Here is a 13,490-nt window from a genome sequence, read left to right on the forward strand (position 1 = left end):
ACTATCGGGTGCCGATAATGCTGCGGATGCAAATTCAGAAAGGGCGTTATGGTAATAGATGACGGTGCGTTCGTCACCCCTCAAACTTGCTGTAGCACGAATTAACCCCTGTCATTTAAAACAAGCCCATCTGACCTGTTACCCGTGTAGCAAAATCGTCGTGCAGGAAAGGCAGAATGGCATCTGCGACGGGCTGGAGCTGGCGTTCGACATAATGCTGGTAATCCAGCGGAGAATGTCGAGTTTCCAATGGTTCGGGGCCGTTGACGGTCATCACATAGCTGATCCAGCCGCCGTTTTGGTATTGCAGCGGTCGTCCTTGCTGACGGTTATAGTCATCGGCGATTTTCGCGGCTCTGGCGTGAGGTGGCACGTTGCGCTGGTAATCATCGAGCCGGCGACGTAGCCGTTTACGGTAGATCAACAGATCGTCAAAGCCCCCATTCAGGGTGCGATCGACATAATCCCGCAGCCAGTCCTGATAAGGCTGTTGCTGAAAAATCAGCAGATAGAGCTGCTGTTGAAACTGCTGCGCCAGCGGTGTCCAGTCAGTGCGCACGGTTTCCAGCCCTTTGAATACCATCTTTTCGCCTTGTGGCGTGTCGATCATGCCGGCGTAGCGCTTTTTACTGCCTTGTTCCGCGCCGCGAATCGTTGGCATCAGGAAGCGGCGAAAATGTGTTTCAAACTCCAGCTCCAGCGCGCTGGTCAACTGCTGAGTGTCTTGCAGGTGCTGTGTCCACCATTGGTTAACGTGCTGCACCAGCGCGTTGCCAATCTTTGCGGCTTCTTCTTCGCTATGCGCGTGCTTCAGCCAGACAAAGGTGGAGTCGGTATCGCCATAAATCACCTGATAGCCCTGTTCCTCGATCAGTTCGCGCGTTTTACGCATGATTTCATGGCCGCGTAGGGTGATGGAGGAGGCGAGACGCGGATCGAAGAAACGGCAGCCTGTGGCGCCTAGCACGCCGTAAAAGGCGTTCATGATGATCTTTAGCGCCTGCGACAGTGGCTTGTTATTAGTACGCTTCGCCGCTTCACGCCCTTGCCAGATTTGCTCAACAATCGCTGGCAGGCAGTGCTGTTCGCGGGAGAACCAGGCCCCGCGAAAGCCGGGGACGGCGTGCTGAGCGTCTGGATTTTGTGTTCCTACCGCTAGCCCAACCGGATCGATCAGGAACGTGCGGATAATGGCAGGGTAGAGGCTCTTATAATCCAGCACGAGCACTGAATCATACAGGCCGGGACGCGAATCCATCACAAATCCGCCGGGGCTGGCTTCAAGTGCGACGTCACCCAGATTCGGGGCAACGTAACCCATGCGATGCATGCGCGGTAAATAAAGGTGGGAAAATGCCGCCACGGAACCGCCGCTGCGGTCGGCCGCCAGACCGGTGACGCTGGCGCGTTCTAGCAAGAAAGGCAGCAGCTCGGTTTTGTCGAAAATACGCGTAACCAATTCGCAGTCTTGCAGATTATAGCGAGCGAGTGCGGGCTTATCTTCGGCAAAACGGCGGTCAATTTCATCCATCCGCTGATAGGGCGTGTCGATGGCTTTGCCTTCCCCCAGCAGCGACTGCGCGACAAACTCCAGACTAAACGAGGCAAAATTCCATGTCGCGGATTTGAGCGCTTCAATGCCGTCGATAATCAAACGGCCAGTGGCGCTGGCAAAAAAATGCCCCTGTTTAAAGCCGTGCTCCCGCCATTCTAACGCCTGACCGTTGCGCCCAAGCTTGAGCGGAATGTTGTAGCGCTCGGCATGTTTCTGCAAGACGCGCAGGTCAAACTGCACCAGATTCCAGCCGATGATGGCATCAGGATCGTGCTGTTGCATCCAGATGTTCAGTTTTTCCAGCAGTAGCGGACGGCTGGCGACATACTCCAGCGTAAAATCTTCGTGCTCGGCGGGCGTGCCGTTTGGTGGGCCGAGCATGTAAACCTGACGCTGCCCGCAGCCTTCCAGCCCGATGCAGTAAAGCTCGCCGTGGCGGGTGGTCTCGATATCCAACGACACCAGCTTGAGCATCGGGCGGTAATCAGGATTGGGTTTCATGCGGGCGTCCGTCAGCAGGCTATCTGAAACGGCGTTGCCGCTAAACCACACGGGTGCGGTGATAAAGCGTTCCATCAAAAAGCGTTCCGTCGGGCGAATATCCGCTTCGTAGACCTGAACGCCGCCTTCACGCAGCAATTTCTCCAGCCGCAGTAGCTGTCGGTATTGCGGGCAATACAGCCCCAGCAGCGGCTGATGGTGGAAATCCTGCATGGCGAGCGGTTTTAACTGCCAGCGTTTCTCCTGCTGTAAGAGCGTTCTTGCGCGGGCTTCCTGTTGTGCGGGAATAAAGGCAACGGCCTGCTGTACTGGCAGACGTGCGAGCAGCGGGCCCTCATCGGTGGCCAGCCAGAATTCAACCTGCGTGCCAACTGGTGTGTCATTCCAGTGGCGGGTCAGTAGAAACCCCTGACGAACCTGAGTCACTAAGCGGCCTTTTATAGCGAGCGAGATAAGGAAAGATGGTAGGGATAAGTATGGTTATTTATACAGGTGATGTCCAGTGTTTGACTATGCAGTAATGAACCCGCTGTTATCGTCGGGCAGCGAAAAGACCTCTCTCTCACCTGATAACATAACATTTATGATTATGGCGCAAAGGCGTTGTAATGGTGTTTTTCTGACTCGATTTCTCGTGCGTAGTAACCCCAATCATCGGTGGTGAAAAAACCAATATTGTTGACAGTCGTATCCGGAAAATCCGGCCTTCCTGTTCCATGCTTATGGACGGGTTTTGTTTGCTGGCAATACTGGCAGGCAACTATCAATGATAGGGGGGAATAAGGAGTTGACGGCTTCTGCTATGATCCAGACAATCCTTGTTTTTATAACGTATGGGTAGATTTTATGGAAGCGTGGCTGGATCATCTGGTTACCCAATCGCTAGCGTATTCACTGATCGCCGTCATGCTGGTTGCCTTTCTCGAATCTCTGGCTTTGGTAGGGCTGCTGTTGCCGGGAACGGTGATGATGGCAACGCTGGGAGCACTGATCGGCAGCGGACAAATGGGGCTTTACCCGGCGTGGGCTGCAGGGATTATCGGTTGCCTGCTAGGGGACTGGATTTCCTATTTCATTGGCATGCGTTTTAAGGCACCGCTGCATAACTGGTCTTTCCTGAAAAAGCATCAGGCGTTGCTGAGTAAAACCGAATATGCCCTGTATCAGCACCCGATGCCGACGATACTGATCGGCCGTTTTGTCGGGCCGACGCGTCCGCTCATCCCGATGGTGGCGGGGATGCTGGGGTTACCGCCTTATAAATTTGCTGTACCGAATATCATCGGCTGCCTGCTGTGGCCGCCAGCCTATTTCTTACCGGGCATTTTGGCTGGCGTTGCGATTGATATTCCCGCGGGGACAAACAGCGCAGGATTTAAGTGGCTGTTGCTGATTACTGCCATCATGCTGTGGGGCGCTGGCTGGCTAAACTGGCGCTGGTGGCGCAGTGATAAGCGTAAACATCATGACTGGTTTAGCAGAAAGATGCCGCTCAGACGCCTGCGCTGGGTCGCGCCTGTGATGTCCGTGGCAGCGGTTGCCTTGCTGATCGTACTACTACAGCACCCGCTGATGCCAGTTTACCGTCATCTGCTATGGCAGGTGTTAAACGGGTAATGTTGGGCAGGCTGGGAAAGACCCGGCCAAGCCAGTTAGCAGTAAAACTCGGCGACCTGCTCGAAAATACGCATTTCTTCACCGTGACGGCGAACCTGAAGGACGTCTTCCAGCTTTTCCACCTGACTGATCATCTGCGGTAGCCGCTGGTCATCTTTGACCAGTAGCCAGATGCGGCTTTCTTCACCGTTGGCCAGCGGCATACACAAAATGCCTTCCACGTTAAATGCCCGGCGGGCAAACAGGCCGCAAACGTGTGACATGACGCCGGGATGGTTGCGCACAGAGAGTTCTAGCGTGACCTGATTTGAAGTTGGTTGAGTTGACGAAGTTAGTTGAGTTGACATAGTCATTAATCTCCGATCATATCGATGTTCGCGGCACCCGGTGGCACGATGGGTAACACTTTCTCATTGGCGTCAATAAGTACGTGGATCAGCGCAGGACCCGGTTGATTGAGCATCTCTTGCAGCGCGGCTTGTGGGTCTGCGGCGGCGTTCAGATCGCAAGTTGCAAAGCCAAAACCTGCGGCAATCGCGAGGAAATTCGCGCTGTAGCGGTAATCGGCTGCGAAGATGCGTTTCTGGAAAAACATATCCTGTTGCTGGTGAACCAGACCGAGCGATTGGTTGTTCATCAGGACGATTTTTACGTTGAGTCCTTCTTCTGCCGCAGTCGCCATTTCCTGAATATTCATCATCAGGCTGCCATCACCCGAGAAACACACCACGGTGCGATCCGGTTCAGCCAGCGCCGCGCCAATCGCCGCAGGCAGGCCAAAACCCATCGTCCCAAACCCGCCGGATGTCAGCCACTGGCGTGGACGACGCAGCGGATAAGACTGCGCGACCCACATCTGATGCTGGCCGACATCGGTCGTGATGATGGCATCATCCGTCAGCGCCTGTGCCGTGGCCTGAACCAGACCATAATGACTCAATGGATCGTCAGCGCCCGGCATGCTGAACGGAAATTCCTGTTGCAGACCACGGACGGTGGTGCGCCATACGTCACGCTGCTGCGGCGTAATCTGTGGCAGCAGTTGATCCAGCGCCTGTGCGACATCTGCGTTGATCGCCACGTGCGGTTGGCGGATCTTGCCCAACTCGGCGGGATCGATATCGATGTGAATGATGCTGGCCTGCGGGCAAAACTGTTCTGCTTTACCAATCGCGCGATCGTCAAAACGCGCACCTAGCACAATTAACAAATCTGCCTGCTGTAAGATCAGATTGGTTGATCGTGCGGCGTGCATACCCAGCATCCCGAGTGACAGAGGGTGATCGACGGGCATGGTTCCCAGCGCCATCAGCGTCATGGTGGTTGGCAGACTGGAGCGTTCCGCCAGTTGAATCACCTGTTCGTGCGCGGCGCTGCTAATGATCCCACCGCCCAGATAAAGTACCGGACGCTGAGCCGCGTTAATCATGGCCGCAGCACGCTCGATTTCCTGCTGGGCGATAGCGGGTGGCGTATCAAGAGGGAAGACGTCCGGCAGTTCGCTCAGCTCAATGGTCGCATTCTGAATGTCTTTTGGAATATCGATCCACACCGGACCCGGGCGGCCCGACTGCGCGATGCGAAAGGCTTCTGGGATCACGCGCGGCAGTTCGTTGATGTCGCGAACCAGATAGTTATGTTTGGTGACGGGAATAGAGATGCCATAGGTGTCGACTTCCTGAAACGCATCGGTACCGATCATGCTGGAAGGCACCTGACCGGTGATACACACCAGCGGGATCGAATCCAGTTTGGCATCGGCGATGGCGGTGAGCAGGTTGGTCGCCCCCGGCCCGCTGGAAGCCATACAAACCGCAGTGCGTCCGCTGGCTCGCGCCATGCCTTGTGCCATAAATCCAGCGCCCTGCTCGTGGCGAGCCAGAACGTGGCGAATCGTCTTACTCTGACCCAGTGCATCATATAACGGCAGGGCCGCGCCGCCGGGAATGCCCGCTACGGTGGTGATGCCCTGCTGTTCGAGCAGCCGAACAATTAACTGAGCGCCTGTATAACGCATGTTTACATCCTTCATCAGGGCCGGTGCGGTGTCGGAGCGGGGAGGGTAAAAACAAGAAACCCCGCTCGGCTTGCGCCGGCGGGGTTTGAGAATCTTCGATTCGGAACCCGTTACGGCGCGCTGCCGACGACGACCACGACTGCCACGCGCACGACGACGACCGCGTCAACATGCGCGGTGCTTAGTAGTGCTGAAGTGGAAGAAGAATAGTGCGTCACGGGAATCCTATTTATGTTCTAGTGAATTATTTATGGCCGAATGTTGTGTTCGAATGAGTTATTCACTCGCCAACTCATATAAGCACAGCAGTACAAAAAGACACAATACCTACAAGGGATAAAAACTGAATATGTCGAATTGGTCACAGTATACCCGTCATACTTCGAGTTGCATGTGCGTTGGCTACGCTCAGTCACCCGAATCACTTACTTGAGTAAGCTCATCGGGATTCCCTCACTTGCCGCCTTCCTGAAACTCGAATTATTTAGGGTATATATTGGTATTTCACCGCACGACTATCGCCTGATTTTTCGCCGAATAACCGAGAGAAGCGTGACTGTTTTCACAATTGGAACAGGGTTTCAATGTTATAAATTATAAAATAATCATTGAGATAGTGGGTGGTGATAAATGGGCGTGTCCCGAGCGGTAGGGAAAGGCGTATTAAGCGGTATCTTATTGATAGCAATAGGTATCGGCACGGCGATGGCCTGTCAGGCTGGCCCTGCTAACGAATGGAAACGGGGTATTGAACAGCAGCGTCAGGCGGATTTGGGCAATGGCTGTTATCTCAATCCGATTATTGCGGGCGATCATCCTGACCCCACGATGATCAAAGACGGGGATGACTATTACATGACGTTCTCGTCATTTGACGACATCCCCGGGCTGCTGATTTGGCATTCTCGCGATTTAGTGAACTGGGAACCACTTGGCCCCGCGATCACGACGCCTGTCGACGCGATCTGGGCACCGGATTTGGTGAAGCACAACGGCAAGTATTATATCTACTTCACTACAAACCGGATTATCGACGCCAAAGGGACGAAAAAGAAAACGCTGTATGTGATTACCGCCGATGATATCCACGGCCCGTGGACGCCGCCGAAAGATACTGGCTTGAAAAACCCGGCTAGCGATCCCGGCCACGTCGTGGGAGAGGATGGCAAGCGTTACATCTTTATGTCTGGTGGCAACCGCGTGCAATTAACGGATGACGGGCTGTCGACGGTCGGCGACATGGCAGTGGTCTATCAGGGATGGCAGTACCCGGAAGAGTGGGATGTGGAAAGCTTCTCGCAGGAAGGACCTAAGATGCTGCGCCACGGCGACTACTTCTACATGGTACTGGCGGAAGGCGGAACGGCTGGGCCACCGACCGGGCACATGGTGATTGCCGCGCGATCTAAATCGATCAACGGACCGTGGGAAAACTCGCCGCATAACCCGATTATTCGCACGCAGGATCGTTCAGAAAAGTGGTGGTCACGCGGTCATGCCACGCTGATCGAAGGGCCGGATAAAAACTGGTATATGGTGTATCACGGTTATGAAAACGGCTTTATGACGCTAGGGCGGCAGGCGATGCTGGAGCCGATTGTCTGGGGCGATGATGGCTGGTTTACGTCTGCCGGATTCGATACCGGCAAACCGATTCGCAAGCCGACAGGGGGCGAAGCGGTGCCTCACGGCATCGGCTGGTCTGATAGCTTTACCGACGAGAAATTTCCGGCTCGCTGGCATTTCTACCGCGCCAATGCGGAAGAGCTAAAGCGGGTTACGCTTAGCGACGGCAAGCTGCACTTGAAGGCAAAAGGCACGTCGCCGAAAGATAGCGCGCCGCTGACGATGATCCCCGGCGATCAGGCTTACCAGATTGAAGTGACGGCGAATTTTGCCCCCGGCGCGCAGGCTGGTTTACTGCTGTTCTACAACGCGAAGCTGTACGTCGGGCTGTCGTTTAATCAGGATGGCACCGTCATGCATCGCTACGGGCTGGAAAGAGCGGAGAAGAAACTGCCGCATATTACGGGCAATGAGGTGCAGATTCGGATGAAAAACGATCGCCATATCGTAACGTTCTACACCCGAACTTCGGATCAGGAACCGTGGAAAAAATACCCAGTGCAGATGGAAGTGTCTGGCTACCACCACAACGTCGCGTATGATTTCCTCAGTCTGCGGCCTGCCCTGTATGCTTCAGGCGAAGGCGAGGTGACGTTCAGCAACCTGCGCTATCAGGCGTTGCCTTAATTTCTCAATCCGAAGACGGACGTGAAATTCCCAGGATGGCGGCGGCCTCAGCGCTGCCATCCTGTAGCGCCTGAGTCGGCCCGTCATAATAAATCTGTCCGTCCACGATCAGCACCGTACGCTTCGCGATCCGCATGGCATCATCCAGATTATGGGACACCATCAACAGCGTGAATTCACGCTCCTGACACACGCTCTCAACCAGATCGAGCATCTCCTGACGCAGCGCAGGATCGAGCGCTGAGAACGGTTCATCCAGCAGCAGAATAGGCTGGTGGCGCACTAGACAGCGTGCCAGTGCCGCACGCTGGCGCTGCCCGCCGGACACCTGCGACGGTAGACGATCCAGAAGATTCGCCAGACCGACCCGATCGGCGATCTGCCGTAGCGTTTCATGCTGTGCAGCACTGAGGCGCAGGCCGGGATGTAGCCCCAGCGCGATGTTCTGTCCGATCGTCAAATGAGGAAACAGGTTATTTTCCTGAAACAGAATCGACACCGGTCGTTTAGCGGGAGGTGTCTCGCGGTGAGATTCGCCGTTAAGCCGTAATTCCCCGCTGTCTGCCATCAGGAAACCGGCAACCAGATTCAGCAGCGTACTTTTCCCTGCGCCGCTGGGGCCGAGGATGGCGATGCGCTCGCCCGGTTTGACGTGAAAATCAAAACGCATGGGCAAGTGCTGATAAAAGTAGGTCAATTTCTCAAGCGCGATCATGACGGCCTGCCAGTTTCTCAATCAGGGTAAATAACATAAAGCACAGCAGCATTAAGAGCAGCGCCGTGACTGCGCCGTCGGCGCTGCGGTAGGAACCAATTTGCTGGTATAGATAGAACGGCAGCGTGCGGAACTGCTCATTGCCGAACAGCGCAATAACGCCGAAATCACCAATCGACAGCACGCAGGCAAAAGCTAACGCCTGCGCCAGCGGCTGTTTCAGTGCGGCGAGTTCGATCAGTTTCAATCGCTGCCAGCCGCGAATATCCAGCGACGTGCAGAGTCGGTTGTAGCGCTCGGCAACGTCCAGCATGGGGTTTTCCAGCACTTTGATCGCGTAGGGAATCGCCATCAGCGCGTTGGTGAACACCACCAGCGCGTAAGGGGATTGCGGTAACCCGATGCTGTTATTTAGAAGCAGGAAAAAGCCGGTTGCCAGCACAATACCGGGCATGGCGAGGATGAGCATTCCGCTCAGGTTCATCAACTGCCCGCAGAGTGGCTTCTGGCGTAGCTTGAGCTCGCGGCTGCTCCAGAGCAGCATCATGGTCAGTACCATACACATGACTCCCGCGCCTAAGGCGATGCGCAGCGAGGTAAACAGCGTTTGCCAGAGCACAGGCTGTTGCAGCACGGTAACCAACGATCGGTTCACACCATCCACCACCACGGCTAGCAAAGGAGGGACGACCAGCAGCAACAGTGCACCAATCAGCAGCCCATCGGTGAGGCGGCTTAAAGCGCTATCTTGCGGGTTGCGCCAGGCAAGCTGCTGTGTACTGCCGACGGGCAGAATGCGCCCCAGCCGCTGGCTCAGCAGTACCAAACCAAGACAGCAAACCATCTGAATTAACGCCAGCAGCGCCGCGCGCCCCGGATCGTAATCAAAGCTTAATGCCTGATAGATAGCCAGCTCGATCGTGGTTGCCTGCGGGCCGCCGCCCAGCGACAGCACGGTGGCAAAGCTGGCGAAGCAGAGCATAAAAATCAGCGCGCCAGTGGGTAAAATCTGCCGGCGCACGGCGGGCCATTCCAGCAGCCGGAAATGCTGCCAGCTGTTCATGCCCAGATTCGCGGCCAACTGACGCTGCTCGGTAGCGATGCCTTCTAACGACTGCAACAGCAATCGGGTTGCCAGCGGCAGATTAAAGAAGACGTGCGCCAGCAGGATGCCCTGCAACCCATAGGGCGAAAATGTATATTTCAGGTCAAACCAGCCCAGCGCAGAGGCCAGCCAGCCTTGGCGACCGTAAACGCTGAGCAGGCCAAAAACGGCGACCAGCACGGGCAGCACCAGCGTCATCGCGCACAGGCGCAGCAGCCAGCGATGGCCGGGAAAGCGTCGCCGGTACAGCGCTCTGGCGAGAAACATGGCCGGAATGGTAGAGAACAGCGCGGAGAGAAAGGCCTGCCAGAAGGTAAACCGAATGACATGCCAGAGATAGCTGTCATGCCATAGCGTGCGCCACTGGCTTTCGGGTGCCTGTAGCCACAGGGCACCAAAAGCCAGTGCGGCAACGGAAATTAACAGCGTGGTGGCCAGTAGCCCTGGCCACAGACGTCCGCCGATCAGTGGCTGACGGCGCGTTGCCATGCCTGAATCCACTGCGTCCTTTGGTCAGCGACTTCCTGCGCGCTGAACTGCATGGCTTTTTCCGGCACCGCGAGCGTCGCGAAGCCTGCTGGCAGATCGGTTTTAACCGCCGGATACATCCAGTTTGTGGTAGGGATCGCCTGCTGGAAAGCCGGGCTCAGGATGAACTGCATAAAGCGTTTTGCCAGCTCGGGATTTTTGCTGGAAGCCAGTTGCCCGGCGACTTCAATTTGCAGATAGTGCCCTTCGCTGAAGGTCGCTGCCGCGTAGTTATCTTTCTTTTCTTCAATGATGTGATAGGCCGGCGACGTGGTGTAACTCAGCACCAGATCCGCTTCCCCTTTCAGGAACAAACCGTAGGCTTCACTCCAGCCTTTGGTGACGGTAACGGTTTTTTTCTCCAGCTTCTGCCAGGCTTGCGGCGCATCGTCGCCATACACTTTCTGCATCCACAGCAGCAGCCCCAGTCCTGGCGTGCTGGTGCGTGGATCCTGATAGATCACTTTCCACGGTTCGTTGCTATCCACCAGCTCATGCAGGCTTTTCGGCGGGTTCTTCAGCGTGTTTTTGTTATACACAAACGCGAAATAGCCGTAGTCATAAGGCACGAACGTCTTATTGTTCCAACTGCCCGGCACCGTGACGGCGCGGGTGTCCAGATTGTGTGGCGTAAACAGGCCGGTTTGTTCCGCCGCCTGAAGCAGGTTGTTGTCCAGCCCCAGAATGATATCCGCTTTGCTGTTCTTGCCTTCCATACGCAGACGGTTCAGCAGCGAGGCACCATCTTCCAGCGCGACGAAGTTCAGCTCGCACTCGCACTCTTTTTCAAATGCGGTCTTGATGACAGGGCCTGGACCCCACTCGGAAGCAAATGAATCGTAGGTATATACGGTAAGCGCAGGCTTGGCGAACGCCGAAGCAGAGAGCAGTAGCAGGCAAGACAGGCTGGTTTTCAGCACGGTGGCTGAACGCGGTAATAATTGATTTAACACTTTGCACTCCTGAGAATCATAGGGTGGCAAAGGACTTTGAGGCAGCAATGAGCAGCACTCTCAAATCCCTTCGCCGGTATTAACCGGATCAGGTTCGACGGGTATCTTCTCAGCGAAAAATTTTCCGCACCCCGTTGAGAACGGCACATTGTAAAGGGTTAAGTCGGGCAGCGAAAGGCTCTCAGCGTTCCGGCGGTGCGAACCAGGCGGATTTAAAATCAAACCAGCCCAGCATATTCATCCTGACGCCGCGCATACTGCGCTGCCCCTGAAGCTGTAGCCAGTGATGCAGAAGAGGGTGCAGTTGGCCGCTGGCGATCAGCTTTTCACACCACTCTGCCATCGGCAGCGTGTGGTTACGCCACTGCTGCGCGTCCGCGTGCAGATCGTCATTCAGACAGTGCTGCACCAGCGGGAGTTCGTAGAGCATCGCGAACAGGGAGAATTCGATCGGCAGGTAACAATTCAGGCTACCAAACCAGATATCGCTGTCGGCATTGCCCTGATACCAGTCTTCGTAGCTGACCGTCTGAATATGTAATGTGACGCCATGTTGTGCCAGCAGTGTGCGCATTATCTCGCTTAATATCCGATATTCAGGGTGTGCCTGATAGAACGTGAGCGTGACGTCTGTTAGCCCTTTCGGCATGGATTGCGGTACATCGGGATGGTGATGGTGCCAGCGCGGCAGCAAACTGTAGGCGGGAGACCAGTCACGCTGGTTGCTGATATTGGCGTGGTTGAGTAGCGAAATAGGGTTAAATACCTGCCTGAGCCATCGCTGAGCTTCCGGTCGTGATGCTAACGGCGAACGCTTATCGAACAGCAGGAAATAACCACCTTCTTCCATCCGGCTTTCCAGCTGTTCGTGACGAGAATTGTCAGACTGGAGTTGGATAGACACCGGCATCTCCTCCGGTTCGTCGGGCAGGACCCAAATATTGACCTCATCAATTAGCGCCCGATAGCCAAAATAATCATCGAAGGCGCGGATCTTTAACTGGTTGCTGTTATTGCGCACCACGGCGTAAGGGCCAGTGCCAATTGGGTGTTGCGCAAAATCGGGTAGCGTTTGCCATTCCTGCGGCAAAATCATGGCGTGCACGCTGCCCAATAGCCACGGTAGCCAGTTATCCGGGCTGTTCAGCCGGATATCAATCACGAAGGGCATCGGTGATGTGATGGTTTCAAGGTGCGAAAACAGCGGCGATGCGGTGAGGCGCTTGAGGGAGGTGATGACATCCTCCATCGTGAGCTCGCGACCGTGGTGGAAGCGGATGGCCGGACGCAGATAAAAACGCCAGTACAGCGGGGCCAGCATTTGCCAATGATGAGCAAGATCGGGTTTTAGTTCCCCATTTTCCTCATTTATATTGGTCAGCCCGCTAAAAATTTGCCGTGCAATGTGCATTTCCGAACGCCGCAGCGCCGAACCTGGCTGCAGGTTGCGTAAGGGGCGGTAATAGAGGATGCGCAGAATATGCTTTCCCTGCCGGAAACTGCGCCCAAGGTGGGCAAGTAACATCTGGCGTACTGCTTCTTTGTCACCCACCAACTGCACTAGCTGTTCAATGCGATCCTGCTCCAGCAGATCTTCAGCGCGCTGCTGCTGTAGCGCCAGTCCGGTATAAACAAACGATAGCTGAGAGCGTTTTCCCCTTCCGGCTTCTGCCTGCCAGATCAGCCAACCTTCCTGCTGCATCGCGTTCAGTAATGAGCGGATATGGCGGCGTGAGCAGTTCAACACCCCGGTCAACTCTTGCAGCGTGGTGTCGGTCGTTTGCCCCTGAAAGTGCTGCCACAGGCGGATGAACTGTTGTTGCAATCGAGGAGAAGACATAAAAGAGGAACTCCCTGCACTAAAGTCATCAATTTATCTTTCCCTATATTACGCTGATACTTTGCAACAAGAAAAGAGAGGAGGTGGCTGATGGCGATTTCCCGTTTGTACCCGTTCTATCAAACCTACTTATCGACCTGTAAGGCAAAGTGGTTGCGATGGATGTCTACCCGACAGCGCGTTGCACTATTGCAGCAGGCAACGCAGTGGCACCTGAACGACATGTCTGATGAAGAGTACCGTCATTGGCTTTAGGCGGTGCAAAACAATTTATTCTGAGTAAAACAATTTATTCTAAGTAAAACAATGTATTCTGAGTAATGGTGATGTTTCACCAGCCAGCGAATTTTTCGCTGGCTTTTTTTATGGTGTTTACCTGCCGCTCAGGGCGAGATCTAACTCACTT

The 13,490-nt window shown here is 55.0% G+C and carries 10 protein-coding genes and 1 riboswitch; of the genes, 3 read left to right on the plus strand and 7 right to left on the minus strand.

From position 1 onward, the window contains the following. Positions 1-115: 115 nt before the first annotated feature. Complete coding sequence (locus H0248_RS07255) at positions 116-2,482, minus strand: DNA polymerase II (protein WP_180785319.1); 2,367 nt, start codon at positions 2,480-2,482, stop codon at positions 116-118. 420 nt (positions 2,483-2,902) lie between these two features. Here H0248_RS07255 and H0248_RS07260 point away from each other — a divergent pair, with 420 nt between their 5' ends. Continuing rightward, a complete protein-coding gene (locus H0248_RS07260; RefSeq protein WP_014916681.1) occupies positions 2,903-3,673 on the plus strand; it encodes a DedA family protein in 771 nt (256 codons plus the stop codon). 35 nt (positions 3,674-3,708) lie between these two features. Here H0248_RS07260 and ilvN read toward each other — a convergent pair whose 3' ends face one another. Together ilvN and ilvB are read right to left on the minus strand one after the other, a co-directional pair. After that, complete coding sequence (gene ilvN / locus H0248_RS07265) at positions 3,709-4,020, minus strand: acetolactate synthase small subunit (RefSeq protein ID WP_039517747.1); 312 nt, start codon at positions 4,018-4,020, stop codon at positions 3,709-3,711. A gap of 5 nt (positions 4,021-4,025) precedes the next feature. After that, positions 4,026-5,690 carry an acetolactate synthase large subunit gene (ilvB, locus tag H0248_RS07270; RefSeq protein ID WP_180785320.1) on the minus strand — a complete coding sequence of 555 codons (1,665 nt, stop codon included), beginning with the start codon at positions 5,688-5,690 and terminating at the stop codon, positions 4,026-4,028. Positions 5,691-6,320: 630 nt separating this feature from the next. Between ilvB and H0248_RS07280 the strand changes: the two genes are divergently transcribed. Then, on the plus strand, positions 6,321-7,943 hold the full coding sequence (locus tag H0248_RS07280; RefSeq protein ID WP_180785321.1) for a family 43 glycosylhydrolase: 1,623 nt from the start codon (positions 6,321-6,323) through the stop codon (positions 7,941-7,943). 4 nt (positions 7,944-7,947) lie between these two features. Here H0248_RS07280 and thiQ read toward each other — a convergent pair whose 3' ends face one another. From thiQ to sgrR, 4 genes are all read right to left on the minus strand, one after another. Then, a complete protein-coding gene (gene thiQ, locus H0248_RS07285) occupies positions 7,948-8,658 on the minus strand; it encodes a thiamine ABC transporter ATP-binding protein ThiQ (RefSeq protein WP_180785322.1) in 711 nt (236 codons plus the stop codon). Then, complete coding sequence (gene thiP / locus H0248_RS07290) at positions 8,645-10,252, minus strand: thiamine/thiamine pyrophosphate ABC transporter permease ThiP (protein ID WP_180785323.1); 1,608 nt, start codon at positions 10,250-10,252, stop codon at positions 8,645-8,647. Before thiP ends, thiQ begins: the two co-directional genes overlap by 14 nt. Continuing rightward, positions 10,228-11,211 carry a thiamine ABC transporter substrate binding subunit gene (thiB, locus tag H0248_RS07295; RefSeq protein ID WP_180785398.1) on the minus strand — a complete coding sequence of 328 codons (984 nt, stop codon included), beginning with the start codon at positions 11,209-11,211 and terminating at the stop codon, positions 10,228-10,230. The genes thiP and thiB overlap by 25 nt, the downstream gene beginning before the upstream one ends. Before the next feature lie 80 nt (positions 11,212-11,291). Further along, positions 11,292-11,388, minus strand: a riboswitch (TPP riboswitch). A 37-nt stretch (positions 11,389-11,425) separates the two neighbouring features. Beyond that, positions 11,426-13,084 carry an HTH-type transcriptional regulator SgrR gene (gene sgrR / locus H0248_RS07300; RefSeq protein WP_180785324.1) on the minus strand — a complete coding sequence of 553 codons (1,659 nt, stop codon included), beginning with the start codon at positions 13,082-13,084 and terminating at the stop codon, positions 11,426-11,428. Positions 13,085-13,174: 90 nt separating this feature from the next. On the opposite strand from sgrR, the gene sgrT reads away from it, so the two are divergent. After that, a complete protein-coding gene (gene sgrT / locus H0248_RS07305) occupies positions 13,175-13,339 on the plus strand; it encodes a glucose uptake inhibitor SgrT (RefSeq protein WP_180785325.1) in 165 nt (54 codons plus the stop codon). The last annotated feature ends 151 nt before the right edge of the window (positions 13,340-13,490 follow it).

This window comes from Pectobacterium brasiliense (assembly GCF_013449685.1).
In the GTDB taxonomy this organism is placed as follows: domain Bacteria; phylum Pseudomonadota; class Gammaproteobacteria; order Enterobacterales; family Enterobacteriaceae; genus Pectobacterium; species Pectobacterium brasiliense_A.

Excerpts from the sequence above, each read along its gene's own strand:
- H0248_RS07260 (WP_014916681.1), top strand. The coding sequence starts at position 2,903 with ATGGAAGCGTGGCTGGATCATCTGGTTACCCAATCGCTAGCGTATTCA.
- ilvN (WP_039517747.1), bottom strand. The coding sequence starts at position 4,020 with ATGTCAACTCAACTAACTTCGTCAACTCAACCAACTTCAAATCAGGTC.
- ilvB (WP_180785320.1), bottom strand. The coding sequence starts at position 5,690 with ATGCGTTATACAGGCGCTCAGTTAATTGTTCGGCTGCTCGAACAGCAG.
- H0248_RS07280 (WP_180785321.1), top strand. The coding sequence starts at position 6,321 with ATGGGCGTGTCCCGAGCGGTAGGGAAAGGCGTATTAAGCGGTATCTTA.
- thiQ (WP_180785322.1), bottom strand. The coding sequence starts at position 8,658 with ATGATCGCGCTTGAGAAATTGACCTACTTTTATCAGCACTTGCCCATG.
- thiP (WP_180785323.1), bottom strand. The coding sequence starts at position 10,252 with ATGGCAACGCGCCGTCAGCCACTGATCGGCGGACGTCTGTGGCCAGGG.
- sgrR (WP_180785324.1), bottom strand. The coding sequence starts at position 13,084 with ATGTCTTCTCCTCGATTGCAACAACAGTTCATCCGCCTGTGGCAGCAC.
- sgrT (WP_180785325.1), top strand. The coding sequence starts at position 13,175 with ATGGCGATTTCCCGTTTGTACCCGTTCTATCAAACCTACTTATCGACC.